Origin of the sequence: Shimia aestuarii (assembly GCF_900114635.1) — a bacterium.
Taxonomy (GTDB): domain Bacteria; phylum Pseudomonadota; class Alphaproteobacteria; order Rhodobacterales; family Rhodobacteraceae; genus Shimia; species Shimia aestuarii.
In genome coordinates this window covers 94,711-119,152 of sequence record NZ_FOTQ01000007.1, presented here as the reverse complement: position 1 = coordinate 119,152, position 24,442 = coordinate 94,711, and the positions used below count along the sequence as shown (strand labels likewise).

At 60.3% G+C, this 24,442-nt stretch carries 31 protein-coding genes and 1 tRNA gene; 21 read left to right on the top strand and 11 right to left on the bottom strand.

Features of this window, described 5'->3' with window-relative positions; translation table 11 throughout:
- Positions 1-101 precede the first annotated feature (101 nt).
- The 9 genes from coxB (at position 102) to BMZ35_RS15755 (ending at position 7,545) form a co-directional block, all read left to right on the top strand.
- Complete coding sequence (gene coxB / locus BMZ35_RS15790) at positions 102-950, top strand: cytochrome c oxidase subunit II (protein ID WP_093094839.1); 849 nt, start codon at positions 102-104, stop codon at positions 948-950.
- 65 nt (positions 951-1,015) lie between these two features.
- Positions 1,016-1,954, top strand: coding sequence for a heme o synthase (gene cyoE / locus BMZ35_RS15785; RefSeq protein ID WP_093095138.1), 939 nt, complete (start codon positions 1,016-1,018; stop codon positions 1,952-1,954).
- A 2-nt stretch (positions 1,955-1,956) separates the two neighbouring features.
- Entirely contained in the window at positions 1,957-2,118 is a 162-nt protein-coding gene (locus BMZ35_RS20980) for a hypothetical protein (protein ID WP_165610104.1), read from the top strand.
- Positions 2,118-2,693: a cytochrome c oxidase assembly protein gene (locus BMZ35_RS15780; RefSeq protein ID WP_093094838.1), complete on the top strand. Its 576-nt coding sequence runs from the start codon at positions 2,118-2,120 to the stop codon at positions 2,691-2,693. The genes BMZ35_RS20980 and BMZ35_RS15780 overlap by 1 nt, the downstream gene beginning before the upstream one ends.
- 31 nt (positions 2,694-2,724) lie before the next feature.
- A complete protein-coding gene (locus tag BMZ35_RS15775) occupies positions 2,725-3,525 on the top strand; it encodes a cytochrome c oxidase subunit 3 (protein ID WP_093094837.1) in 801 nt (266 codons plus the stop codon).
- A gap of 99 nt (positions 3,526-3,624) precedes the next feature.
- Positions 3,625-4,302 (top strand): SURF1 family protein, encoded by a 678-nt coding sequence (locus tag BMZ35_RS15770; protein ID WP_093094836.1) that lies wholly within the window; start codon positions 3,625-3,627, stop codon positions 4,300-4,302.
- 5 nt (positions 4,303-4,307) lie between these two features.
- Positions 4,308-5,696: a threonine synthase gene (thrC, locus tag BMZ35_RS15765; RefSeq protein WP_093094835.1), complete on the top strand. Its 1,389-nt coding sequence runs from the start codon at positions 4,308-4,310 to the stop codon at positions 5,694-5,696.
- The gene (locus tag BMZ35_RS15760) at positions 5,693-6,955 is read left to right on the top strand and encodes a M16 family metallopeptidase (RefSeq protein ID WP_093094834.1); all 1,263 of its coding nucleotides are present in this window, start codon (positions 5,693-5,695) and stop codon (positions 6,953-6,955) included. Before thrC ends, BMZ35_RS15760 begins: the two co-directional genes overlap by 4 nt.
- Positions 6,955-7,545: a GNAT family N-acetyltransferase gene (locus BMZ35_RS15755; RefSeq protein ID WP_093094833.1), complete on the top strand. Its 591-nt coding sequence runs from the start codon at positions 6,955-6,957 to the stop codon at positions 7,543-7,545. The genes BMZ35_RS15760 and BMZ35_RS15755 overlap by 1 nt, the downstream gene beginning before the upstream one ends.
- Before the next feature lie 99 nt (positions 7,546-7,644).
- Here the strand turns inward: BMZ35_RS15755 and BMZ35_RS15750 are convergent, their stop codons facing one another.
- On the bottom strand, positions 7,645-8,649 hold the full coding sequence (locus BMZ35_RS15750) for a hypothetical protein (protein WP_093094832.1): 1,005 nt from the start codon (positions 8,647-8,649) through the stop codon (positions 7,645-7,647).
- A gap of 116 nt (positions 8,650-8,765) precedes the next feature.
- On the opposite strand from BMZ35_RS15750, the gene BMZ35_RS15745 reads away from it, so the two are divergent.
- The gene (locus BMZ35_RS15745; protein ID WP_093094831.1) at positions 8,766-9,212 is read left to right on the top strand and encodes a hypothetical protein; all 447 of its coding nucleotides are present in this window, start codon (positions 8,766-8,768) and stop codon (positions 9,210-9,212) included.
- Here the strand turns inward: BMZ35_RS15745 and BMZ35_RS15740 are convergent.
- The gene (locus BMZ35_RS15740) at positions 9,209-9,793 is read right to left on the bottom strand and encodes a TetR/AcrR family transcriptional regulator (RefSeq protein WP_242654827.1); all 585 of its coding nucleotides are present in this window, start codon (positions 9,791-9,793) and stop codon (positions 9,209-9,211) included. The genes BMZ35_RS15745 and BMZ35_RS15740 overlap by 4 nt on opposite strands.
- Before the next feature lie 141 nt (positions 9,794-9,934).
- On the opposite strand from BMZ35_RS15740, the gene BMZ35_RS15735 reads away from it, so the two are divergent.
- Genes BMZ35_RS15735 through BMZ35_RS15720 form a run of 4 tightly spaced genes read left to right on the top strand, consistent with a single transcriptional unit; the run spans position 9,935 to position 13,840 of the window.
- Positions 9,935-11,251, top strand: a complete 1,317-nt coding sequence (locus tag BMZ35_RS15735) for a flavin-containing monooxygenase (RefSeq protein ID WP_242654826.1) — start codon at positions 9,935-9,937, stop codon at positions 11,249-11,251.
- Entirely contained in the window at positions 11,248-12,150 is a 903-nt protein-coding gene (locus BMZ35_RS15730; protein ID WP_093094828.1) for a bile acid:sodium symporter family protein, read from the top strand. The genes BMZ35_RS15735 and BMZ35_RS15730 overlap by 4 nt, the downstream gene beginning before the upstream one ends.
- A complete protein-coding gene (locus BMZ35_RS15725) occupies positions 12,147-13,085 on the top strand; it encodes an SDR family oxidoreductase (RefSeq protein WP_093094827.1) in 939 nt (312 codons plus the stop codon). The genes BMZ35_RS15730 and BMZ35_RS15725 overlap by 4 nt, the downstream gene beginning before the upstream one ends.
- Complete coding sequence (locus BMZ35_RS15720; RefSeq protein WP_093094826.1) at positions 13,082-13,840, top strand: SDR family NAD(P)-dependent oxidoreductase; 759 nt, start codon at positions 13,082-13,084, stop codon at positions 13,838-13,840. The genes BMZ35_RS15725 and BMZ35_RS15720 overlap by 4 nt, the downstream gene beginning before the upstream one ends.
- 55 nt (positions 13,841-13,895) lie before the next feature.
- Here the strand turns inward: BMZ35_RS15720 and BMZ35_RS20975 are convergent.
- Positions 13,896-13,979 (bottom strand) — tRNA-Tyr (locus BMZ35_RS20975).
- Positions 13,980-14,114: 135 nt separating this feature from the next.
- On the opposite strand from BMZ35_RS20975, the gene rlmB reads away from it, so the two are divergent.
- The 3 genes from rlmB (at position 14,115) to BMZ35_RS15705 (ending at position 15,948) form a co-directional block, all read left to right on the top strand.
- The gene (gene rlmB / locus BMZ35_RS15715; RefSeq protein ID WP_093094825.1) at positions 14,115-14,894 is read left to right on the top strand and encodes a 23S rRNA (guanosine(2251)-2'-O)-methyltransferase RlmB; all 780 of its coding nucleotides are present in this window, start codon (positions 14,115-14,117) and stop codon (positions 14,892-14,894) included.
- A 96-nt stretch (positions 14,895-14,990) separates the two neighbouring features.
- The gene (locus BMZ35_RS15710; RefSeq protein WP_093094824.1) at positions 14,991-15,281 is read left to right on the top strand and encodes a hypothetical protein; all 291 of its coding nucleotides are present in this window, start codon (positions 14,991-14,993) and stop codon (positions 15,279-15,281) included.
- A gap of 199 nt (positions 15,282-15,480) precedes the next feature.
- The gene (locus tag BMZ35_RS15705; protein WP_093094823.1) at positions 15,481-15,948 is read left to right on the top strand and encodes a CoA-binding protein; all 468 of its coding nucleotides are present in this window, start codon (positions 15,481-15,483) and stop codon (positions 15,946-15,948) included.
- 5 nt (positions 15,949-15,953) lie between these two features.
- Here BMZ35_RS15705 and BMZ35_RS15700 read toward each other — a convergent pair whose 3' ends face one another.
- The 3 genes from BMZ35_RS15700 to hisF form a co-directional block, all read right to left on the bottom strand.
- Entirely contained in the window at positions 15,954-16,526 is a 573-nt protein-coding gene (locus BMZ35_RS15700; protein WP_093094822.1) for a hypothetical protein, read from the bottom strand.
- 67 nt (positions 16,527-16,593) lie between these two features.
- Positions 16,594-16,908: a phosphoribosyl-ATP diphosphatase gene (locus BMZ35_RS15695; protein WP_093094821.1), complete on the bottom strand. Its 315-nt coding sequence runs from the start codon at positions 16,906-16,908 to the stop codon at positions 16,594-16,596.
- Positions 16,905-17,666, bottom strand: a complete 762-nt coding sequence (gene hisF / locus BMZ35_RS15690) for an imidazole glycerol phosphate synthase subunit HisF (protein WP_093094820.1) — start codon at positions 17,664-17,666, stop codon at positions 16,905-16,907. The genes BMZ35_RS15695 and hisF overlap by 4 nt, the downstream gene beginning before the upstream one ends.
- A 149-nt stretch (positions 17,667-17,815) precedes the next feature.
- Here hisF and BMZ35_RS15685 point away from each other — a divergent pair, with 149 nt between their 5' ends.
- Positions 17,816-18,565, top strand: a complete 750-nt coding sequence (locus BMZ35_RS15685) for a hypothetical protein (protein WP_093094819.1) — start codon at positions 17,816-17,818, stop codon at positions 18,563-18,565.
- A gap of 2 nt (positions 18,566-18,567) precedes the next feature.
- On the opposite strand, the gene hisA is transcribed toward BMZ35_RS15685, so the two are convergent.
- Positions 18,568-19,290 (bottom strand): 1-(5-phosphoribosyl)-5-[(5-phosphoribosylamino)methylideneamino]imidazole-4-carboxamide isomerase, encoded by a 723-nt coding sequence (gene hisA / locus BMZ35_RS15680; RefSeq protein WP_093094818.1) that lies wholly within the window; start codon positions 19,288-19,290, stop codon positions 18,568-18,570.
- 133 nt (positions 19,291-19,423) lie between these two features.
- Here hisA and BMZ35_RS15675 point away from each other — a divergent pair, with 133 nt between their 5' ends.
- Positions 19,424-19,822 carry a DUF2147 domain-containing protein gene (locus BMZ35_RS15675; RefSeq protein ID WP_093094817.1) on the top strand — a complete coding sequence of 133 codons (399 nt, stop codon included), beginning with the start codon at positions 19,424-19,426 and terminating at the stop codon, positions 19,820-19,822.
- 62 nt (positions 19,823-19,884) lie between these two features.
- On the opposite strand, the gene BMZ35_RS15670 is transcribed toward BMZ35_RS15675, so the two are convergent.
- A complete protein-coding gene (locus BMZ35_RS15670; RefSeq protein ID WP_093094816.1) occupies positions 19,885-20,421 on the bottom strand; it encodes a peroxiredoxin-like family protein in 537 nt (178 codons plus the stop codon).
- A 93-nt stretch (positions 20,422-20,514) separates the two neighbouring features.
- On the opposite strand from BMZ35_RS15670, the gene BMZ35_RS15665 reads away from it, so the two are divergent.
- Positions 20,515-21,240 carry a helix-turn-helix transcriptional regulator gene (locus tag BMZ35_RS15665; protein WP_093094815.1) on the top strand — a complete coding sequence of 242 codons (726 nt, stop codon included), beginning with the start codon at positions 20,515-20,517 and terminating at the stop codon, positions 21,238-21,240.
- Positions 21,241-21,322: 82 nt separating this feature from the next.
- Here BMZ35_RS15665 and hisH read toward each other — a convergent pair whose 3' ends face one another.
- Together hisH and hisB are read right to left on the bottom strand one after the other, a co-directional pair.
- Positions 21,323-21,961: an imidazole glycerol phosphate synthase subunit HisH gene (gene hisH, locus BMZ35_RS15660; protein WP_093094814.1), complete on the bottom strand. Its 639-nt coding sequence runs from the start codon at positions 21,959-21,961 to the stop codon at positions 21,323-21,325.
- Between the two features lie 5 nt (positions 21,962-21,966).
- Complete coding sequence (gene hisB / locus BMZ35_RS15655; protein WP_093094813.1) at positions 21,967-22,554, bottom strand: imidazoleglycerol-phosphate dehydratase HisB; 588 nt, start codon at positions 22,552-22,554, stop codon at positions 21,967-21,969.
- Positions 22,555-22,684: 130 nt separating this feature from the next.
- Between hisB and BMZ35_RS15650 the strand changes: the two genes are divergently transcribed.
- Positions 22,685-22,924 (top strand): Lrp/AsnC ligand binding domain-containing protein, encoded by a 240-nt coding sequence (locus BMZ35_RS15650; protein ID WP_093094812.1) that lies wholly within the window; start codon positions 22,685-22,687, stop codon positions 22,922-22,924.
- Positions 22,925-23,031: 107 nt separating this feature from the next.
- Here BMZ35_RS15650 and guaD read toward each other — a convergent pair whose 3' ends face one another.
- A complete protein-coding gene (guaD, locus tag BMZ35_RS15645) occupies positions 23,032-24,330 on the bottom strand; it encodes a guanine deaminase (RefSeq protein WP_093094811.1) in 1,299 nt (432 codons plus the stop codon).
- Between the last annotated feature and the right edge of the window lie 112 nt (positions 24,331-24,442).

Here is a 24,442-nt window from a genome sequence, read left to right as displayed (position 1 = left end):
ATATGGTTTCTAGGCGCGAAACAACAGCGGGATTGTGCCGGTTTTCCGGTGCGACTCGCCGACTCGTAATAGAACAACACAGTAACCGATCAGGGTGAAACATGCGCATTCTCTCGACAATCCTGGGCCTCCTGGCAGCCTTTACCGCCGTTCCGGCGCTCGCACAGAGCGTTGAAACCGTTGGCAAACCCACGCCCGGCGGCCTCGGCTTTCAACCGGCCGCCACCGAACTGGCTCGCCAGATCCACTCGCTGGACCACCTTCTCCTGGTGATCATCACCGCCATTGTGGCCTTTGTCAGCCTGCTGATTCTGATCGTGATCGTGCGCTACAACCGCCGGGCCAACCCGAACGCGGCGACCTTTACCCACAACACCCCGATCGAGATCGCCTGGACGCTGGGCCCGATCATCATCCTGGTGTTCATCGGTGCCTTCTCGCTGCCAGTTCTGTTCAACCAGCAGGAAATCCCGGAAGGCGAAGTGCACATCAAGGTGACGGGCTATCAGTGGTACTGGGGCTACGAGTACACCGACCACGAGTTCGCCTTTGACAGCTTTCTGCTGCCGAAAGAGGAACTGGCCGAGAACGGTTACAATAGCGATGAATACCTTCTGGCCACCGACACCAAGGTTGTCGTGCCGGTTGGCAAGACCGTCGTCATGGACGTGACCGGTGCGGACGTGATCCATTCCTGGACCATCCCCGCCTTTGGCGTGAAACAGGACGCCGTCCCGGGCCGCATCGCGCAGCTGTGGTTCAACGCCGAGCGTGAGGGCATCTATTTTGGCCAGTGTTCGGAGCTTTGCGGCAAGGACCACGCCTATATGCCGATCACCGTTCAGGTGGTTTCGCAGGCCGACTATGACAAGTGGCTCGAAGGCGCGATCGAAGAATATGCAGGCGATAAGTCGACCCTGCCTTCGGTCAAGGTGGCCGCGGCTGATTGATCTTGATGGCGGGGGAGACCCCGCCTTCGACCATCCGAACGGCAGCGATTGAACAGGACGCAGTCATGAGTGACACAAGTATCAACACACGGGCCGACACCGGCGAGGCGGGCTTTGGCGATTACTTCGCTCTGCTCAAGCCGCGCGTGATGTCGCTGGTGGTGTTCACCGCCGCGGTGGGTCTGCTCGCCGCACCCGGCGGGGTACATCCCTTCGTGGCGTTCTGCTCGATCCTGTTCATTGCCGTGGGCGGCGGCGCCTCGGGCGCGCTGAATATGTGGTGGGATGCGGATATCGACCGGGTGATGAAGCGCACCCAGAGCCGTCCCATCCCCTCGGGCAAGGTAACCCCGGACGAAGCCATGGCGATCGGCGTGGCGCTGTCGGGATTCGCCGTCGTGATGCTGGGGTTGGCTGCCAACTGGGTGGCTGCAGGACTTCTGGCCTTTACCATTTTCTTCTACGTGGTGATCTATACCATGTGGCTCAAGCGCTGGACGCCGCAGAACATCGTGATCGGCGGCGCTGCTGGGGCGTTCCCTCCGATGATCGGCTGGGCCGTGGTGACGGGGGGCATCTCGATCGAGAGCGTTTTGATGTTCACCCTGATCTTCATGTGGACCCCGCCCCATTTCTGGGCGCTCTGCCTGTTCATGAAATCCGACTACAAGGACGCGGGCGTGCCGATGCTGCACGTGACCCACGGGCACCGCGTGACCCGCAACCATATTCTCGTCTACACGATCCTTCTCGCAATCATCGCGGTGGGCATGGCCTTCACCGGAGTGGGCGGTCCAATCTACCTCGTGACCTCGCTGGTGCTGAACGCGCTGTTCCTGGCAGGGGCAGTGGCAATCTGGCGGCGTGATGAAACCGTGGCCGAGCGTGACGGTTACAAGCGCGAAAAGGCATTCTTTGGCCTGTCGCTTCTGTACCTGTTCCTGCATTTCGGTGCGATCCTCGCCGAAGCGGCGCTGGCACCATACGGGTGGGGAGGCTGGTGACCATGAGCTTTCGTGACGATCATGAACTGCACAAGCGTCGGTTCGGGCGCAATCTGGGTGTGGCGCTGGTTCTTGTTGGCTTCATCGTGATCGTGTTCGGCCTGACCGTGGTCAAGGTCACGCGCGGTGACTACGAACCTGAAAACGCGGTGGTGAGCAACTGATGGCGATGGAAGGCAAGAACAAGACCCTGTTCCAGACCGTGGGCGTGGTTGTGCTCATGGGGGCGCTCGCGTGGGCCTCGGTGCCCTTCTATGACTGGTTCTGCCGGGTAACGGGATTTGGCGGGGAAACGAATGTCGCCGACAGCGGCTCGGACGTGATCCTCGAAAAAACCATCAAGGTGCGCTTTGACGCTTCCAAGGAACGCGGCATGCCGTGGGAGTTCAAGCCGCTGCAGCGCGAGATGGAAATTCGCATCGGCGAGACCGGACTGGCTTTCTACGAAGCTTACAACCCCACCGATCGCCCGATCGCGGGGTCGGCCAGCTACAATGTCGCCCCGTTTGATGCGGGCGGCTACTTTACCAAGATCGACTGTTTCTGCTTTGAAGAGCAGGTATTGCAGCCCGGCGAACGGGTGACGATGCCGGTGAGCTTCTTTGTGGACCCCGAGATCGTGAACGACCGCGACGCCAAGTTCGTCAAATCGATCACACTGAGCTACACATTCTTCGAAATAGATCTTCCCGAGGAAACCGCGTCCTTGACGCGGGCGGGGGAGACCGACGTAAACTAAGGCAAGCCTTCCAACGAGGGAAAAGAAAAAAATGGCGCACGCTAAAAATCACGACTATCACATTTTGGCCCCCTCCTGGTGGCCCTTCCTGGGTTCGCTGGGCGGCTTCATTATGCTGTTTGGTGCGGTCCTGTGGTTCCACGACAATGGCCCGTGGATGTTCCTGATCGGCCTGATTGCCGTTCTTTATGTCATGTTCGGCTGGTGGGCTGACGTGATCGCGGAAAGCAATGCCGGGGATCACACACCCGTTGTTCAGATCGGGCTGCGCTATGGCTTCATTCTGTTCATCATGTCCGAAGTCATGTTCTTCTCGGCATGGTTCTGGACCTTCTTCAAACACGCCATGTACCCGATGGGCCCCGATAGCCCCATGGTGGACGGCGTCTGGCCACCCGCGGGAATCGAGACCTTCGATCCATGGCACCTGCCGCTGATCAACACGCTGATCCTGCTGTGTTCGGGCGCGGCCGCCACCTGGGCGCACCATGCGCTCGTGCATGAAAATAACCGCCAGGATATGAAATGGGGCCTGATCATCGCCATCGCTCTGGGTGTGATCTTCACCGGTTTCCAGGCGTATGAATACAGCCACGCGGCCTTTGGCTTTGCCGGCAACATCTACGGCGCGTCCTTCTTCATGGCGACGGGCTTCCACGGCGCGCACGTCATCATCGGGACGATCTTCCTGTTCGTCTGCCTGCTGCGTCTGATGAAGGGGCATTTCACCCCCGAGAAACACGTCGGTTTCGAAGCCGCCGCATGGTACTGGCACTTTGTTGACGTTGTCTGGCTGTTCCTCTTCGCAGCGATTTACGTCTGGGGCCAGTAAGCCTTTCGGCAGCGGTTGAAATCTGCTGCCAAACAGAGAATAACACGTCGCGGGCAGCCCGGTGCTGCCCGCGATTTTCTTTGCTCAAATGAGGCCCGTGTGACCCGTTACATTCTGCCCCTGTTCTTTGGCATTCTCGGCACTGTCGTGCTGGTGAGCCTTGGCACCTGGCAGGTGCAGCGACTGGCATGGAAAACAGACGTACTGGCCGAGATCGACGCACGGATTGCCTCGGATCCCGTGGCTGTCCCGATTGAGCCCGACCCGGACAAGGACCGCTTTCTGCCGGTCACCGCACGTGGCACGATCACGATCGAAGAGCTGCACGTACTGGCGTCTACCCGCGACGTGGGCGCGGTCTATCGTGTGATTGCGGCTTTTGAGACCGAGGATGGGCGCCGCCTGTTGCTGGATCGCGGTTGGATCAAAACACCCCAGAAGAATGCCGCCCGCGCGCCTGTCGACGCAACCATTGTGGGCAATCTGCACTGGCCGGACGAGATCGACAGCTATACACCGGAAAACGATCTGGCGGGGAATATCTGGTTCGCACGCGATGTGGATACCATGGCGGCGGCGCTGACAACCGAACCTGTTCTGATCGTTTTGCGTGAAACGTCTGAAAACGACCCTCCGGTGACGCCCCTGCCGCTCGACAGCGCGGGGATTCCCAACGATCACCTTGAATATGTTGTCACTTGGTACGGTCTGGCGATTGTCTGGGTGATCATGACGCTTTATTACCTGCGCCGACTGCGCAAAACCAAGAAGGCCTGAGACCGGTGAAATACATTTCGACCCGCGGAAACGCTCCTGTTCTGAGCTTCGAAGAAGCCATGCTGACCGGCCTTGCCCGCGATGGTGGCCTATATGTGCCCGAAACCATCCCGACAATGAGCGCGGACGAGATCGCCGCGCTGGCCGGGGTGAGCTATGAAGAAGCGGCATTCCGGGTGATGCGCCCCTTTGTTGGTGACGCGTTCACCGACGACGAATTCAAGGGCATCATCGCGCGCGCCTATGAGGGCTTCCGCCACGAGGCCCGCGCGCCACTGGTGCAGCTGGCGCCGAACCATTTCCTTCTTGAGCTGTTCCACGGCCCGACGCTGGCCTTCAAAGACTTTGCCATGCAGCTCATTGGCCAGCTGTTCCAGTTCTCGCTGGGGCGACGGAATGATCGCGTGACCATCGTTGGCGCCACCTCGGGCGACACCGGTTCGGCGGCAATCGAAGCCTTCCGGGGTTTGGACAACGTGGATGTGTTCATCCTGTTCCCGCATGGCCGGGTCAGCGATATCCAGCGCAAACAAATGACCACGCCGGACGATGCCAACGTGCACGCGCTGGCGCTGGATGGTGATTTTGACGATTGTCAGGCCAAGCTCAAGGACATGTTCAACGATTTCGATTTCCGCGACGGCGTGAAGCTCGCCGGGGTGAACTCGATCAACTGGGCGCGGGTGCTGGCGCAGGTGGTATATTACTTCACCTCCGCCGTAAGCCTTGGCGCACCGTATCGCGAGGTGTCGTTTACCGTGCCGACCGGCAATTTTGGTGACATCTTCGCGGGCTACATTGCCAAGAAGATGGGACTGCCGATCAAGGACCTGGTGATTGCCACGAACCAGAATGACATCCTGCACCGCACGATGGAATCCGGCGCCTACACCAAGGAAGGTGTGACGCCCTCGATCAGCCCGTCGATGGATATTCAGGTGAGTTCAAATTTTGAGCGAGCGCTGTTTGATGCCTACGGGCGCGACGGGAATGCGGTCGCGCAATTGATGGAAGAACTGAAGGACGGGTCCTTCCCGATCAGCCAGGGGGCGATGGAAATCCTGCGCGAGACTTTCAAGTCGGGCCGCGCCTCGGAAGACGAGACTATGGCCACCATTCGCGACGAGTTTACCGCTTGTGGAGAAGTTCTTTGCCCGCATTCGGCAGTTGGGGTAAAAGTTGGTAACGAGAACCTGTCCGGGACACCGATGATAACCTTGGCCACAGCCCATCCTGCGAAATTCCCCGATGCCGTGGAACAGGCGATGGGGCGCCGCCCCGATCTGCCTCCGCACATGGCGGACATGATGGATCGTGAGGAGCACGTGACACGGGTGCCCAATGACCTTGCGTATCTCGAAGCCCTGATCAAAGAACGGATTGCCCAGCGTTGACCGTAGAACTGCACACACTCTCGAACGGTTTCCGGATCGTCACCGAGAACATGCCGGGGCTGGAATCCGCAGCCATCGGAATTTGGGTCAATGCGGGAGGGCGTCATGAACGCCCCGAGCAAAACGGCATTGCGCATTTCCTCGAACACATGGCCTTCAAGGGAACAAAGCGGCGCAACGCGCTCGAGATCGCCGAAGCCATCGAGGACGTAGGCGGCTATATCAACGCTTATACCAGCCGCGAAGTGACGGCCTATTACGCGCGCGTGCTGCGCAATGACGTGGCGCTGGCGCTGGATGTGGTGGGGGACATCGTTCTGAACCCGGTTTTCGATCCGGTCGAAATCGAGATCGAACGTGGTGTCATCCTTCAGGAAATCGGACAGGCGCTCGATACGCCGGATGACGTGATCTTTGATTGGCTGCAGGAGCGCGCCTATCCCGATCAGCCGCTGGGGCGTACCATCCTTGGGGAAGGGGCGCATGTGCGGGGGTTCGGACGAGATGACCTGTCGTCCTTCGTGCGAGAACAGTATCGCCCGGATCGCATGATCCTGTCGGCTGCGGGCGGCATCGACCATGAAGAAATCGTAAGGCTGGCCGAGGAGATGTTTGGGCATCTCGAGCGCGGCCCCCGCATCGAGATTGCACCGGCCAGATTTGGCGGTGGCGAATACCGCACCGAGAAGGCGCTGGAGCAGGCGCATTTTGCGCTCGGGCTCGAAAGCCCGGATTATTGCAGCCCGGATATCTATTCCGCGCAGATCTACACCACTGCGCTGGGGGGGGGCATGTCGAGCCGTCTCTTCCAGGAAATTCGCGAAAAGCGGGGCCTGTGCTATTCGATATTTGCCCAGACCGGGGCCTATGCCGACACCGGCATGACCACGATCTACGCCGGTACGTCCGGAGGCCAGATTGCCGAACTGGCGCAGATCACGATCGATGAACTTAAGCGTGCGGCCGAAGACATGAGCCCGGTGGAAATCGCGCGCGCGCGAACCCAGATGAAGGCCGGCCTCCTGATGGGGCTGGAAAGCCCGTCCAGCCGTGCCGAACGGCTGGCGCGGATGCTGGCAATCTGGGATCGCATCCCGGCGTTGAGCGAAACCGTGGAGCGGATTGACGCCGTCACGGACGAGGATGTGCGTCGCATCGCCGAACACATGGCGGTCGCCGCGCGTCCGGCCATGGCGCTTTATGGTCCGGTCTCCGGTGCGCCCGACCTGGATGCGCTGCAGCAGAGGCGCGCTGCCTGATGCTCCTGAACCGGCGCAAGGTGCGGATCGATTCCGAACGGTTGGTCCTGCGTCCGCCGGTGCATTCGGATTTTCGCGACTGGGCCGAGCTGCGCAGCGCCAGCGCCGGTTTTCTAGTGCCTTGGGAACCGGTCTGGTCGCCCACACACCTGAGCCGCAAAAGTTTTACGAACCGGGTCTACTGGGCGCAGCGTTCGATCAGCAATGACAGCGCACTGCCCCTGTTTCTGGTGCGGCGGCGCGATGAGACTCTGCTGGGCGCGATCACATTGGACAATATCCGACGTGGCCCGGCACAGGCCGGAACGCTGGGGTATTGGATCGGAGAGGAATTCGCGCGCCGCGGTTACATGCGCGAGGCGATCGAAGCGGTGGTGCATCACGCGTTCCAGCGTATGGACCTGAGCCGGATCGAGGCGGCCTGTCTGCCCGAGAACATCGCATCACGCGGGGTATTGGAGAAATCCGGTTTCAAATACGAGGGCGTCGCGCAGAGCTACCTGCAGATCAACGGGCGCTGGCGCACGCATGTGCTTTATGCCGCTTTGCGCAATGACCGGCGCGGGCGCACCATGATTGGACAGGCCTGAGGCATGTTGCAGGGAAGGGGGCCGCGGGCCCCCTCTTGAGCCTGGAGGCTCAATTCACCCCCGGGGTATTTCTGGAAAAAGAAAGATGCGGGGCGCGGTCTAGCGCATCCAGAACCCGTTTTTGCGGATGGTGTTGCGAATCGCCTGTTCCCGGCGCGGCAGGAAATCGCGATCGAACAGGGCGCGGACCTTGTGTCCTCGGCCCTGGTAGATCATGCGTTTGAACGGATCGTATTGTTTCAGAACTTTCTTGATCCTGTTCGGGGCGGAGACCTGTTCGAGGACCTCGACCACGTGGTCACCTTCCCGCGCATAAAGCAGGGGGAGCACCCGGTAATGGCAGCTGACCTTGCCGTCCAGATACCCCTTGGGCAGGCTGTCACGTCCACCACCGAAGGAGTGAATGACCAGTGGCAGCGCAATCTGGTCAAGCCAGGGCGTCATGCTTTGGCAGACCAGCTCGGGCGGGGGATCGTTGCGGATGCTCTGTGCGAAGTCTGCAAACCGGGTGCCGAACTCATACGGGCAGCGAAAATAGAAAAAGCCCGCGTTGAAATACATGTAGCGGCGCCAGTACTCATCCGGCTGGGACAGGTCCAGAGTAGACGTCATATCCAACCTGAACCTGTCATATAGTGATTGCCAGATTTCTGTGTAACCGGGGCCATAAAGCTCGATCTGGGGCCAGGTCCCCTCGACGCGCAACGAGGCGGAGGGGCGGTCGAAATCAAATGGCACCGTCGTCAGGTCGCCGGTAATCAGGGTGTCGGTATCAAAGAACACGAAAGGTTCGCCCCTGGGCAGGGCGGTCAGCAATTCGATCTTGTTGCCTTCGGGATAGGACTGCCCGAAGAGGCGGTTTTCAAACGGCAGGAAAGTGACATCGAATGTTTCCAGAAGCGCGCGCACGTCGGGGCTGGAGATGCGCGGGTCTTTTTCCCATCTGGGGCCCGGCTGGGGTTCGGCCACGAAAAGCTTGCCGGAAAACTGCGGCGACATGGCGCGCAGCGAGGCAGCAAAGAGAACGGCCTCGTATTGCAGGCGGCCGGATTGGCCGACAATCACCACGTTGAAACGGGGAGGTTTCGATGCTTTTCTTGCCATTTTTTCTGCTGCCCTGCACGATAGCTGCGAGGATTATAGATTGCCACCGGGCGCGGTAAAAGGCGGGAAACACCACGGTTTAGGGGGGCAATCGGTTTTTCACGGGAGGAATTGCAATGAAAACCATTGGTATCGCGTTGCTTGCGGGTGTTTTGGGGGCATGTATGGCGATTGCGCAGGATGCGCGCGAGGCCGAGGATCAAACCCCTACAGGCAAGTTCATGACGGCCACGGAAGTACGTCCCATTCTTCAGGCGACCAAGGGGAACTGGATCGCGGTGCGTGAATATGGCGGGCAGGACCTGGTGTATTTCACTCATCTGATTTCGTGGCGCTGTGGGCTTTACGACGTGCATTATTCGATCAATGGCGGCCCGGTGCGGGAATTCCCGTTGCCGGATTGCCCGCCTGACATCGCTCAACCAAATGCCATACCCCAGGATGCCGAGATCTATCTTTCTTTTGGCGCGGGCGCGGTACAGTCGGTGCGCGTGGACCTGCTCTATGACGACCTTGGTACCGAAAGCGTGACGTTCGAGCGGGCAGCAGTGCTGATGAACTAACGACGTGCAGCGGCGTCTATTCCGGCGGCGCAATATATGACGAGCTCATCCAAGTGCTCGCTGATCTCGCTCGAACCCTGACCTAAGGCTCCGATCCGCCAGCGCGAAGTCAACAGCGCCAGCATCGCGGACACCGAGTAAACGAACCCGGCAGAGATCGTCTGGCGCGGGGCTTGCGGGTAGAGCGCGCAGATTTCGCTGACAAAGCGATTGGCGGTCGGGTCGAAGCAATGCGCCGTCAATGCGCGCCAACGCGGATCTGCCGACACGATGGCCACGAGCCGCGCATAGGCAAACCAATGAGTGCCGCCGACTTCGGCCTTTTCAAGATAGGGGCCGAAGAAGCATTCAAGAAGCGATCTCAACGTGAGCGGGCCTCGTGCCTTGCGGGCCGCAAGTGCTTTCAGTCGGGCAGCCGACAGTTCGTCTGCGCGCCGTGCCACGACGCGCCAGAAAAGCTCTTCTTTGGTGCCGCCATGATGATTGACCAGTGCCACCTGAACCCCGGCTTCGGACGCGATGTCACGCAATGATGCGCCGTCGAATCCGTGGGCGGCAAAGACCTGTTCGGCGGCGTCCATGATGCGCGCGCGGGTCTCCAAGGAGCGTTTGGAGGGCGCTCTTTGTCGTTGTTTTTCCTTTGGAATTCCACTTGGCATAAAAACAGCTTGCCTTATTTTTAACAGTTGTTCAATTTAAAAAAGGAGTGAGGAGAAAACCTGGTGGATACACGTGAACAATTCGCCCTGATCGGCGCGGGGCCGATGGGGTTGGCAGCGGCCAAGGTCATGGTCGAGCAAGGCATCGCCTTTCAGGGGTTCGAGTTGCATTCTGATGTTGGGGGGCTGTGGGACATCGAGGCGCCGCGGTCGACCATGTATGAAAGCGCGCATCTGATTTCGTCCAAGACAATGACCGAATTTGCGGATTTCCCGATGGCGGAAACGGTGGCCGAATACCCGTCGCATCGTGAAATGGCCGCCTATTTCCGTGCCTTTGCCGATCATTTTGATCTGCGTAAACATTATCGTTTTGGCACGGAGGTGCTGGAAACCACGCCCCTTGGCGGGGATGGCGAAGGCTGGCGCGTGCGTTGGCGCGATGATGATGGGGCGCACGAGGCCGTGTTTGCCGGTGTCATGATTGCCAACGGCACCCTGTCCGAACCCAATGTGCCGAGCTTTCAGGGCGCGTTCGAGGGCGAGCTGATCCATGCCTGCCAATACCGCCAGCCCGAACAGTTCGCGGGCAAGCGTGTGCTTGTGGTGGGGGCGGGCAATTCGGGCTGTGACATCGCCGTGGATGCGATCCACCACGGCACGCGGTGCGATCTGTCCATGCGGCGGGGATACTACTTTGTGCCGAAATACGTGTTCGGAAAACCGGCGGATACGATGGGCGGCGCGATCAAGCTGCCGATGTGGCTGAAGCGCAAGGTGGACAGGCTGATCCTGAAGTGGTTTGTCGGCACGCCCGAGAAATACGGATTTCCCAGGCCCGATTACAAGCTTTATGAAAGCCATCCTGTCGTGAATTCGCTGGTGCTTTATCATGCGGGGCATGGCGATCTTACGATCCGTCCCGATATCGACCGATTCGAAGGCGACACCGTGCTTTTCAAGGATGGCACGCGGGTCGCTTATGACATGATTCTCTTGGCGACGGGCTACAAGCTGCATTATCCGTTCATCGACCAGGCCGAGTTGAACTGGCAGGGGGAGGCACCGCACCTTTATCTGAACGCCATGCATCCTGTGCGGGACGATCTTTTTGTGTTGGGCATGATCGAGGCCACCGGGCTGGGCTGGCAGGGGCGGCATGAACAGGCCGAGATGGTCGCACGCTATGTTGCCGGTCTGCGCACCGGATCGGAAGCGGCGCGCGCCCTCAAATCCGAAAAGTCGAAACAGTTCGAAAGGGCCACAGGCGGAATGGATTACCTGAAACTGCCGCGCATGGCCTACTATGTCGACAAGGCCACCTATCGCGGGGCCGTGACCAAGTGGATCGACCGTCTGTCGAAAGGAGCCCACGCATGACCCCGGTAGATGACGTTGTCCTGAACTTCAGCCCCGGATCGCTGAACCTGTTGAATGCCATTCTGGCCGTGGTGATGTTCTCGATCGCAATCGACCTGACCCCGTCGGATTTCAAGCGGCTACTCAAGGCCCCGAAACCGGTGATCACGGGGCTGGTGTCCCAGTTCGTCGTGCTGCCGGCACTTACCTTCCTGTTGGTTCTGGCGCTGCGGCCGCAGCCATCAATCGCGCTCGGGCTAATCCTTGTCGCGGCCTGTCCCGGGGGAAATATCTCGAATTTCATTACTCACAGGGCAGGGGGTAACGCGGCACTTTCGGTGAGCCTTACCGCCTTTGCGACGGTCTCTGCGATCCTGCTGACACCTTTCAATATCGCCTTCTGGGGAAGCCTATATGCGCCAACGCGCGAGATTCTGCGCCAGACCTATATCGACCCGGTGGCCGTTGCGATTACCGTGGGGCTGATGCTTGTTCTGCCGCTGATCCTTGGCGTTACGTTGAACGTGAAACGCCCAGACCTGACACAAAAGATGCGCACACCGCTGCAATGGCTGTCGATGGGGATTTTTGTGGCTTTCGTCATCATCGCGATCGCGGCGAACTGGGCCTATTTCCTGCAATATGCGGGGCTGGTGGCCGGGCTGGTCATCCTGCACAACGCGCTTGCTCTGGGCGCGGGTAACGTCGTGGCGCGCATCGCCGGACTGTCGCAGTTTGATCGCCGCTCGATCACCATCGAGACGGGCATTCAGAACTCCGGTCTCGGGCTGGTCCTGATATTTGCTTTCTTCCACGGGCTTGGGGGCATGGCCGTCGTGGCGGCGTTCTGGGGCATCTGGCATGTCCTGTCCGGTATCGGGCTCGCTGCGCTCATGGCCCGGACGGAGGCTGCACGATGACGCGTATCCTGATCACCGGCGCGGCGGGTATGGTTGGGCGTGCCCTTCTGGACGAGCTATGCGGCAAGGGGCATGAGGTGATCGCCACCGACCTGCGCGCGCCGGATCGGCTGGACGGCGCCGTGCGCTTTTCGCCGATGGACGTGACAAGCGACGATCCTGGCCGCGTCATCGCAACCGAACGCCCCGAGGTCATCGTACACCTGGCAAGTATCGTGACACCGCCCAAGGGCTCGACGCGTGATCTTGAATACGCCGTCGACGTTGACGGCACGCGCAAGGTGCTCGAGGCGGCGATTGCCGCAGGAACGCGGCGCATCGTCGTGACCTCGTCCGGCGCGGCCTATGGCTACCACGCGGACAACCCGGTGCCCTTGCACGAAGACGACCCGGTGCGCGGCAATACAGAATTCCCCTACAGCCATCATAAGCGGCTGGTCGAAGAGATGCTGGCCGAAGCGCGCCAGTCGTTCCCCGCTCTGGAACAGGTTGTCCTGCGCGTCGGCACCGTGTTGGGCCCCGGAACGGAAAACCAGATTACGGCGTTGTTTCACAAGCCCCGGCTTCTGGCCCTGCAAGGCAGCGACAGCCCCTTTGTCTTCATCTGGACCCGCGATCTCGCGCGCATTCTCGAACGGGCCGCCACCGATGGACCTGCGGGGATCTTCAACGTTGCCGGGGACGGTGCGATGGCGGTAGATGATCTGGCCCGGGAGCTCAACAAACCTGTTTTGCGTCTGCCCGCCACACTTCTGAAAGGGGCCCTGTCGGTAGCCAAGCCACTTGGCTTGTCCCGGTATGGGCCGGAACAGGTGCGCTTTCTGCAATACCGCCCGGTTCTGGCCAATGACGCTTTAAAGCAGAAATTCGGTTATGTGCCTGAGAAATCGAGCCGCGAGGTGTTCGCGCTTTGGAAAGAGGCGGCAGGGCTATGAAAACAGCGGTGATTTCCGGCGGGGCCGGGGGGCTGGGGCGTGCGCTCTCTGCGGGTTTGCAGGCGCGCGGGTGGCGCTGTGTGTTGCTGGACCTTGACGTTTCGAATCTTGAAAGATCGTCTACACAGGTCCCGATTGCCTGTGACCTGACCAACCCCGCGCAATTGCAGGCGGCGACGCAGGAAATCCTCGACCTCACACCGGCCATCGACCTCGTGATCTACAATGCGGGCATTACCCATATCGGCCCATTTGAGGCGCTAGAGGACGCGACCTTGCGCCGGGTGTTCGAGATCAATGTCTTTGCCGCCGTCGCCATGGCGCGCGCATTTCTGAAGCCGGTACGCGCGGCGCACGGCACACATCTGGCGATCTCTTCCGTGGCCGGGTTTTCGCCGCTCTATCATCGTACCGCCTATGCCGCGTCCAAACATGCGCTCGAAGGATTTTTTGCGTCGCTGCGGTCCGAGGAATCGCCCCATGGGGTGCGCACCCTGATCGCCGCGCCAAGTTTTGTCGCCACCAATATCGGCAATGCACAGGCCGACGAGACCGGAATCGCCCGCCCAGGATCGGCCGGCGACGGGATCGACTACATGACCCCCGACGACGCGGCTTCCGTGATTCTCAAAGGGGTTGAGCGCGGCGCACCGATGATCCCGGTGGGGCGTGTCGCACGGCTAAGTTGGTGGATCAACCGCCTGAGCCCGCGTCTTTTCCAGCGCCTGATGGAACGCAATATCCGCGACGCGTGACAGCAGGCGCGCCTGTCTCCGCAACTGGAATCTGTGTCTCTGAGGAGAGGGAAAGTGGTGGGCGACCTTGGAATCGAACCAAGCGTGCGTCTCCGCGAGGGAGTTACAGTCCCCTGCCACACCTTGCGGCCTGTCGCCCACTTTCCAGACCTTGCGGTCTCGGTGTGAGGGGCTGATTAAAGTGATGCGCCGGGGGCGTCAACAAGAAAATCCCTTGCGCTGACCGCTTCCTCGGAGCATTGGTAGATCCGCTTGTTTTGAGAGGGATCGGGCCATGAAAAAACCAAAGTGGGTGGTCGAAAAGGAACAGGCCAAACGCAAGGCTGCTGCCGAAACGCTCTGGCTCTTTGGCCTGCATGCGGTGCGGGATGCGTTGATGAACCCCGCACGTGAAAGAAAACGACTCGTGGTCACGAAAAACGCCGCCGACAAGCTGGCCGATGCGATTGCGGCGTCGGGTATGACGCCCGAAATCGTCGATCCGCGTAAATTCAACGTGCCACTTGATCCCCAATCGGTGCATCAGGGCGCAGCACTTGAGGTCAAACCGCTGAACTGGGGCCGACTGGAAGAGCGAGCGCTGGGCGATGGCACCAATCCGCCCCGCCTGATTCTGCTCGACCGCGTCACCGATCCGCACAATGTTGGCGCCATCTTGCGTTCCGCAGAGGTGTTTGGTGCCCAGGCCGTGATCGGCACACGCCACAACGCGGCCCCGGAAACTGGCGCGCTTGCCAAGACAGCGAGCGGCGCGTTGGAGCGCCAGCCTTACCTGCGCGAACGCAACCTTGCAGATACGATCGTGGCGCTTCAGGGGATGGGCTACGTCGTTCTGGGGCTGGATGGCGAGGCCGACATGACCATCGAACAGGCGCTCGACGGGCGGCGCGATCATGCAGTGGCGCTGGTTCTGGGGGCCGAAGGGCCGGGACTGCGACAAAAAACCAAGGAAACCGTGGACCAGCTGGTCAAGATCGACTTCGCGGGCAATTTCGGCTCTCTCAACGTGTCCAATGCTGCGGCCGTGGCGCTCTACGCTTCGCTGCCGCGCTGATTGTTCTTTCTTTTCCCAAAATACCCCGCCGGAGGCTCCCGAAGCCGCCGCGCTAACACTACATAGGGCAAAAGGCATGCCAGCGAGGAGACACCTTTGCCCCACTACTCGAAAATCGCCTCCTGCTGTTATTGCGGCACCCGCGCCGCACTGGTGTTGCGGGGCGAGACGCGACATGAACTGGCCTGTGCCTCCTGCGGTGCGCCCTTGCACGACCTCAAGCAAATGCCGCGCCCGACAGGTGATCCCCAGCCGGCAAGGCCTGCTGCGGCGCCTGCGCTGCGTCGCAAGGTGAAATCGAAGAAAAACAAGTCCAAGAAACGCAGAAGCCGTCGTTCGGACTGGATCGAAGACATCTTCGATGTGATTGAGGATATCTTCGATTGAGCAGAATTTCGCCGACTTTCATCTTCTGTTCACATGTTTTTTATAGACCCTACAAAACGTGCTCAACGTACCTAGATCTATAAGGCAAACGCGGACACGGAACGTTCGTGTTTGACTTCACTGTCCCTCGTTCCGTACCTCGCGCCCAAGTTCGTCTTGGGCGCTTTTTTCTTTGCCACAAGCCGTGTAGCGTGGCGCCATGAGCTATACTGATGACTTCCTGAAAACCGTTCTGCGCCGGACCAAAGTGGTGGCCGTGGTGGGTGTGTCGATGAACCCTGTGCGCCCGAGCTATTACGTGGCGCGCTACATGGGGCTCAAAGGGTATCGTGTGATCCCGGTCAATCCGCTCCATGCGGGCGAAAAGCTTTTTGGGGAAACCGTGGTAGGGGGGCTTGCCGAAATCGACGCGCCGGTCGACATGGTCGACATCTTCCGCCGGTCAGAAGCCGTTCCTCCGATCGTGGAGTCTGCGCTCGAACACCTGCCGCATCTCAAGACGATCTGGATGCAGATCGGCGTCGAGCATGCCGAGGCAGCCGCAGTGGCCGAGGCGCGCGGTGTTGACGTGATCATGAACCGCTGTCCCAAGATCGAATACCAGCGGCTCTTCGGCGAACTGCGCATGGGCGGTTTCGCGACGGGCGTGATTTCGTCCAAACTCTGACCGGCTCAGTTTCGGCTGCGCGTGACGGCGTCTTCCCGTTCCGCGCGCCGCTTCTTTTCGGCAAACACCTGTTGGCGCGGAATCCAGCGATAGCGCGTATCTTCCACGACAGGCGCCCAGAACAGCTTTCCGCCATAGCGCCACGGATCAAGCACGATCCCGTCTTCCATCGCCGCCCCCGGCGCTGACACAATGACGGTGCTATGTTCAACGCGCACGTTGTCGGTGTTGGCAATGGCACGATGGAACTGTACTGACTGGAAGTTCTCCTGCCGCAGGCGTTTTTCCAGATCATCCGCCCAATGCCAGCACAACCCGCGCGGACGGGTGCCCCGATTGACCTTGGCGTTGTGCACCAGCGGTGGGTCTGTCACGTTGTATTCACGCGCAAGCTGCTGAGAATAGCTAAAGGAGATCTGCGCAAGCCGCGTCGCTTCTTCGGGATTGATCGCAGGGCTCAAGCCACGCACCTCCTCGCTCAGACCACCGACATCCGGTTTCCAGTCAGAGGGCGCGGGCGCTCCGCAGGCACTAAGGGTCAGGGCCGTCATAAGGACGGCCATCAAGCGAAAGATCATGCGCGTATCGTTATACTGTTTCCAGCCCCAGAATAACGCGCTCTGAAATAGTTGGAAGCCCGCAAGCCTAGCTTTTGCGTGAAGCCTTCTCGGCAACGCCGCTCATGCCCTGACGCCGCGCCAGCTCGCCCAGCACATCCGCCAGCGCCACATCGCGCGATTCCAGCATCACCAGCAGGTGATAGAGCACATCCGCCGCCTCATAGGTCAGCTTTTCCCGGTCATTCTTGACGGCTTCGATTACGGCCTCGATGGCTTCTTCGCCAAATTTCTCGGCGCATTTTTCGGGCCCCTTGGCCAAAAGCTTGGCCGTCCAGCTCGACTCGGGGTCGGCCTTGGCGCGTTCGGCGATTGTTGCGGCAAGATCTTCGAGAATGCTCATGCCAACCTCATCGGAATGCCTGCGTCGGCCATGTGCTGTTTGGCCTCCTGGATCGTGAATTCGCCAAAGTGAAAAATGGATGCCGCAAGCACCGCACTTGCGCCTCCCTTGGTGACGCCTTCGACAAGGTGATCCAGTGTTCCCACGCCGCCCGAAGCGATCACCGGCACATCCACCGCGTCCGAAATCGCCTTGGTTAGGGGCAGGTTGAACCCGGCCTTGGTGCCGTCGCGATCCATCGAGGTCAAAAGAATCTCTCCCGCGCCCTTGGCCACGACCAGCTTGGCAAATTCCACGGCGTCGATCCCGGTGGGTTTGCGCCCGCCATGGGTGAAGATCTCCCATTTCCCGGGGCTGACCGTTTTGGCGTCGATGGCAACCACGATGCACTGGCTACCGAACTGGGCCGCTGCTTCGGCCACGACATCCGGGTTGGCAACCGCCGCCGAGTTGAACGACACTTTGTCCGCCCCGGCCAGCAACAGCCGCCGCACGTCCTGAACCGTGCGCACGCCACCGCCCACGGTGAGCGGCACGAAACATTGCTCGGCACAGCGTTGCACCATATCGATCATCACGCCGCGATTGTCATGGGTTGCGTGAATGTCGAGGAAGCATATCTCGTCGGCCCCGGCCGCGTCATAGGCACGGGCCGCTTCGACCGGATCGCCCGCATCTCGCAGGCCAACAAAGTTCACGCCCTTGACCACACGGCCATCGGCGACATCGAGACAGGGGATGATGCGGGTTTTCAACATGGCTCTCTCTTAGACCGGACCGCGCGGCAATAAAAGAGACAACGCGCCTCACACTGGTGCTCGTCTTGACGCCCGATAGTGCACGCTGATACCCCTCGACCCATCTTGCGGCCCGGACCGGGCCAACCCCAAGCGAAAGCCCCAAAGACATGCGCTGGATCGTTGCCCTTCGCCGGATCAGTTACGCCCGCAAATACCGCCGCCGTCATCCCGGCGTGCCGGTGCCGTCAGAGGTGCTCTATTACCTGCATATCGGCAAAACCGGCGGCACGTTTTTCAAGAAAACCACCAAGGATTCCGGAAGTTTCACGCATGAACCGATGTTGTTGATCCCGCTAGGTCACAACCTGCTGCATTCCCATTTGCCCAAGGGCAGCCGTTTTATTCTCGGAACACGCGATCCGGCCACGCGCTTTGTCAGCGGCTTCCTAAGCCGCCGCCGCCGTGGTGTCTCGGGACGTAACCGCCAAAGCCGCGCTGAACAGGTGGCTTTTGCACGGTTCGAAAGCCCCAACGCCCTTGCTGAAGCGCTGAGCGCCCAGGACCCGGCCACCCGCAAGGCCGCCGAGAAGGCCATGCGTGACATCCGTCACGTGAACGAACCGCATGTGCACTGGTTTCCGGATCGGGATCGACTGGCCGAGGACATTGCCGCGGGACGTGTCTATCGCGTCCGTCAAGAGGCGCTGATCCCCGACATGCGCGCCGTGTTCCGTGCCACCGGGTTCGAGGTTGCCCCTGACAAACTCGAAGAACGCCCGCGCGCCCATGTTGCCCCGGACAACGAAGACAAGTTTCTGAGCGCAGAGGCCGAAGCCAATCTGCGCAAGTATTACGCTGCGGATTACACGTTTCTTGAATGGCTTGACGCCCGAGGATTGCCGGGCGCCAGCGCCTGATCTCAGCCCTTGAAAAGGGCCAACGCCTCTTTGAGGTCAATCGCCCCATCATAAAGCGCGCGCCCCGAGATCGCGCCGTTGAGCGGCGCGCCACAGGATTTCAGTGCCTTCAGGTCATCAAGCGACGAAACACCGCCCGAGGCAATCACGGGGATCGACACCGCATTGGCCAAGGCGGCTGTTGCCTCGACATTCGGCCCCTGCATCGCGCCATCACGGTTGATATCGGTGTAGATGATCGCCGCCACGCCGGCGTCCTCAAAAGACTTGGCAAGGTCCGTGACCATCACGTCGGTTTCTTCGGCCCAGCCCTTGGTGGCAACCTTGCCGTTGCGCGCGTCAATTCCGACCGCAACCTTGCCGGGGAATTCCTTTGCCGCCTCGCGCACCAGATCGGGGTTTTCAACCGCCACGGTGCCAAGGATCACCCGCGCCAGCCCCTTGTCGATCCAGCGTTCAATGGTCGCCATGTCACGAATACCACCTCCCAGCTGTGCCGGAACCTTGGTCTGTTTCAAAATCTCTTCCACGGGCGCCGCATTCACCGGCTCTCCGGCAAAAGCGCCGTTGAGATCCACTAGATGCAACCACTCACAGCCCGCGTTCACGAATTCCAGCGCCTGCGCGGCGGGGTTTTCGTTGAACACGGTTTCCTTTTCCATGTCCCCGTGGACAAGGCGCACGGCATTGCCGTCTTTGAGATCTATGGCGGGGTAGAGGATCATTGGCACACCTTGCTGACTGTCGCTTCGCGCGCGGTTTGGCATGGGTTTGCCGGAAATGCAATGTGACCCCAAGTCAGGGTTGAACGGAATCGGGCACTGGATCAGACTCCGTGCCAAAGAGGGAGGACCACTCATGAAAAAGACACTTCTGGCCGCCGCCGCGGCACTGGCCTGCGCATCAGCGGCCATGGCAGACCCGGTTGCGGGTACATGGAAAACCGCGCCGGGCGACACCGGGGGCTACCTGCACGTGACCATTTCGCCCTGTGGCGCGGCCATCTGCGGAACCATCAAGGAAGCCTATGACAAAAACGGCAAGGTCTCTGCCGGGTACGAGCATAAGGGCAAGAAGATGCTCTGGGACATGAAGGCAGACGGCGGCGGCGCCTATAGCGGCGGCAAGATTTGGGCGCCAGATAGCGACAAGACCTACAAGTCCAAGATGAAGCTCTCGGGCGCCAAACTGAACGTCAAGGGCTGCGTCGCTGGGGGCATGATCTGCCGGGGGCAGGACTGGACCCGGATCAACTGACCTTGTGATTTTCCGAAAAAAAAGAGGGGCGCGCCGAACGGACGCGGCCCTTTTTGTCTGAATTACACATCGCCCGTGTATTCGCCGCGTGCCGGGTAATTGTTGGCAATCGCGAAATCAAGCGCGCTGACCAACTCCGAGAAATGCGGACGCACGAAGGGCATGGTCTGAACCGAGCCGTAATACAGCGACATGTCGGGGCTCACCATGAACAGGCCCGGCTCCGAAAACAGCGCCGGTTCCTCGATGCCGATCGAGGTCTTGCCCCGCGATGTCGAGATATAAAGTCCCCAGTCACGCGCCACCGACAAAGGCAGGTCATATCCGAACCGCAGGGCCTTGGCATCGATCTTTTCGGCCATGGCGCGGGTGCGCTCTTCACCATCCGAGCTAACCGCAATGCAGGTCACGCCGCGTTCGCCAAAGTCGCTGACGCGTTTTTCAAGTTCCTTGAGGTAGTTGGCACAAATCGGGCAATGCAAACCCCGATAGAAGCAGATGACGGTGCCGCGTTCGCTGTTTTCGCTGGCAAGATCAAAGGTCGAGCCATCCAGCGTCGGAAGAGTCAGGTTCGGTGTTTTCTGGCGGGGAATCAGCATGAGTGCTCCTTTTAGATGTGACTTGATCTAGGGTATCGCAGGAATTATCGTCGGAAAAATCCAAAATATCCGACTTTAAAGCCGAAAGCCCACATGGATCGTCTGACCACCCTCGTAGAGCGCTTCCGCCTGACCGTGCACCCTACAACGACACAAGAGGCCAATCTCGTCGTGCTTTCTGACGAAAACGGATCGCCGGGGCAGGTGCTGTTCTTTGCTCATGAAGGGGATCGTGGCGACATGCCCGGAGCGGTGTTGTTTGCCGTTCGCGTGGATTGGGCCGGGGCGCAAAACCCTTTGCTGGCGGCCTTACCGCAATGCGTAACCTTTGACCTTGTCGACCATGCCGACACCCGCGCGCTTGTGACCCTGATGCATTCCGAGGTGCAGGGAAACCGCTGTGGTGCGCAATCCGTGGTCAATCGGCTGGGCGAGGCGCTGATGGTGCGCCTGCTGCGCGATCAGATCGAACGCGGCGCGACCGGGGCAGGGCTACTGGCCGGGCTTTCGGATGCCCGCCTCAGCCGCGCCATCGTAGCGATGCATGATCATCCCGGTCGGGTCTGGACCAATGCCGACCTCGCACAGGCGGCGGGTCTTTCCCTGTCACGCTTCGTGGAACTGTTCCGGGACAAGGTTGGCGAAACCCCGATGGGGTATTTGCGGCGCTGGCGGCTGATCCTGGCGCGTCAGGATGTTTTGCAAGGCGATCGGATTGACGCGATCGCCCGCCGCTATGCCTATGCCTCTCCGGACAGTTTCACCCGCGCCTTTCGTCAGGCCTATGGACAGGCCCCGACTACGCTTCGTAAAAACTGATCTTTCTTTTTCCGGAAATACCCCGGGGTGTGCGCTGAAAACCCTCAGGTTTTCGGCGCGAGGGGCTGGCCCCTCATGCCGGTCAGGGCGACCAGCGCAGGAAGTTGCCAATCATGCGCAGGCCGACCGTCTGGCTTTTCTCGGGATGGAATTGCATCCCCAACATCGTGTCGCGCCCGATAATCGCGGTGACATCGCCGCCATAATCCACATGCGCAATGCGCTCATCGGGATTGGCGACATGGAACTGGTAGGAGTGTACAAAATAGGTGTGGTCCCCGCTCGAAATCCCTTCAAGCACCGGGTGGGCGCGCTCGATCACCAGATCGTTCCAGCCCATATGCGGCACCTTGAGAGTCTTGTCGGCGGGCGTGATCTTTTCCACGTCGCCGGCAATCCAGCCCAAGCCGGATGTCTCTTCATATTCATGCCCGGTGGTGGCCATCAATTGCATGCCGACGCAGATCCCGAGGAAGGGGCGCCCCTTGTCCTCGACGGCTTCGACCATCGCGTCGTAGATACCTTTATGTCCGCGCAGTTCCGCCGCGCAGGCAGGAAAGGCGCCGTCGCCGGGCAGAACCAGCCGGTCGGCCCGCGCCACGGTTTCGGCATCCGAAGTCACGACAACTTTGCCGCCGTTAACCTCTTTGGCCATGCGTTGAAAGGCTTTCTCGGCGGAATGCAGGTTGCCGGATTCATAGTCGATAATGGCGGTCAGCATGGGCGTTACAACGCGCCTTTCGTCGAGGGAATCGTGTCGGCTTTGCGCGGATCGGTCTCGACCGCTTCGCGCAGGGCACGCGCCACGGCCTTGAAGGCCGCTTCGGCAATATGGTGACTGTTGAACCCGTGCAGCTGGTCCACGTGCAGCGTGATACCGCCATGGGTGCTGAAGGCCTGAAAGAACTCACGCACCAGCTCGGTGTCAAAGCTGCCGATTTTCTGGGTCGGCATGTCGACGTTCCAGATCAGGTAGGGGCGTCCAGACAGATCGAGCGCCGCGCGCACCTGTGCATCGTCCATCGGCAGATGGCAGGACGCGTAGCGGCGGATGCCTTTTTTGTCGCCCAGCGCCTGCGTCAGCGCCTGACCCAGCGTGATGCCGGTGTCTTCGACCGTGTGGTGGTCGTCGATGTGATAATCGCCCTTGGCGCGAATCGTCATGTCGATCAGCGAATGGCGCGACAACTGGTCCAGCATGTGGTCGAAAAAGCCGACCCCGGTCTGGTTGTCATAGATGCCGGTGCCGTCGAGGTTGATTTCGACGGTGATCTCGGTTTCCGCGGTGCCCCGCGTGATGGTCGCCTTGCGCATTGGGCTGATCCTCTGCCTGATTGCGCCGTCCTTATAGGCGCGGGTTGGGGCGGGGCCAAGATGCCTGTTTCGGGATTGTGGTCCGGGTGGCTTTTGTGCCAGCCTTGCGGAAAACCTCACGAGGCTCATCATGTCCACCTGTGTCTTCATCCAGATCCGCTGCAAACCCGGCTCGACCTACCGGGTCGCCGAAGAGATCGCGCTCAAGGAAATCCACTCCGAGCTGCATTCCACCAGTGGGGAATACGATCTATTGATGAAGCTCTATATCCCCAAGGATGCGGATGTCGGCAAGTTCATCAATGATCACCTGCTGGATATTCCCGAGATCGAACGCTCGCTGACCACATTGACCTTCAAGGCATTCTAAAGCGTGAGTTCGCGGAGCGCGCCAAAGGCGCGCGCAGGGGATCTCGGCTGACGCCTCGGGGGTGGGGCGCTGCCCCGTCGCGCGGGGCGCGACTCCCCGGAGTATTGTCAGCAAAATGAAGAGGATAGTTGCCCGTTGATCCAGGTCGCGGTGATGGCGCGGTCGTCTCCCATCATGATCGTTGGAAACAGCGCTTGCCAGAGCGAATTGGCGCGTTTGCTGCGTTGGGCGATATCCGGGGTCGAGGCAAGGTCGAGCACGACGAGATCGGCTTCCATTCCCGGGGCGAGATTGCCGATCCGGTCTTCCATGTGCAGCGCGCGCGCTGATCCGGCGGTTGCCAGCCAGATCAGTTGGGCCGCATGCAGTGGATTGTGGCGCAGTTGCGCGACTTCGTAGGTGGCGGCCATGGTGCGCAGAATCGAAAAGCTTGATCCGCCGCCAGTGTCGCTTGCCAGCCCGACGCGCTGTCCTTCTGCCATCAGCCCGCCCATGTCGAACAGCCCCGACCCGATGAACTTGTTCGATGTGGGGCAGTGGATCAGCCCAGCGCCTACCTCTCTCAGCCGGGCCCGTTCACGCGGCTCGAGATGGATGGCGTGCCCGAAAAGGCCCTTTTCCCCCAAGAGACCGAAACGCTCATAGGTATCAAGGTAATCGCGCGCGTCGGGAAACAGGTCGCGGACCCATGCGATTTCATCGGTCTGCTCGCTCAGGTGGGTCTGCATGAGACAGTCGGGATGCTCGGCCCAGAGCTGACCGAGCGCGTCGAGCTGTTCCGGGGTGGAGGTGGGCGAAAACCGCGGCGTGATGGCATAGGACAGCCGCGCGACCCCGTGCCATTTTTCAAGCAGGGCCTTGCTGTCGTCATAGGCCGATTGGGGCGTGTCGCGCAGGCCATCGGGTGCGTTTCGGTCCATGCAGGTTTTGCCAGCAATCACCCGCTGTCCGCGCGACTGGGCCGCCGTGAAGAACGCGTCCACCGATTCAGGGTGGATCGTGCAATAGCTGGCCATCGTGGTTACACCATGGCGTGCGGTGAGATCGAGATAGGTCTCGGCAATCTCGCTTGCATAGGCGGCATCGCCAAATCGCATTTCTTCGGGAAAGGTGTAGGTGTTGAGCCAGTCGATCAACCGCTTGCCCCAGGACGCGATGATGCCGGTCTGGGGGTAATGCACGTGGGCATCAACGAATCCAGCGATGATCAGGCCGTCGCCGTAATCTTTGATCACAGCCGAAGGGTGGGCCGTGCGCAGACGGTCTGCGGTGTCGACGGCAGCGATTTTCCCGTCCCGGAGCAACACGGCGCCCTTGCTCTCGTGTCGCGCGGCGGCTTCGGGCGGAACAGCGAACGGTTTGTCGTCAAAGCTGAGGGTTTGTCCCAGAAGAAGAGTATTCGGCATTGGTGTGATCCTGTCCTTTCCTGGGGCGCGAGGCTTCAGCCTAGCCCGCCTTTTTTGGCCTGTAAATTGTCGCATCCCATTGAGTTCCCGCAACGCTTTCCCCTATGGTCCG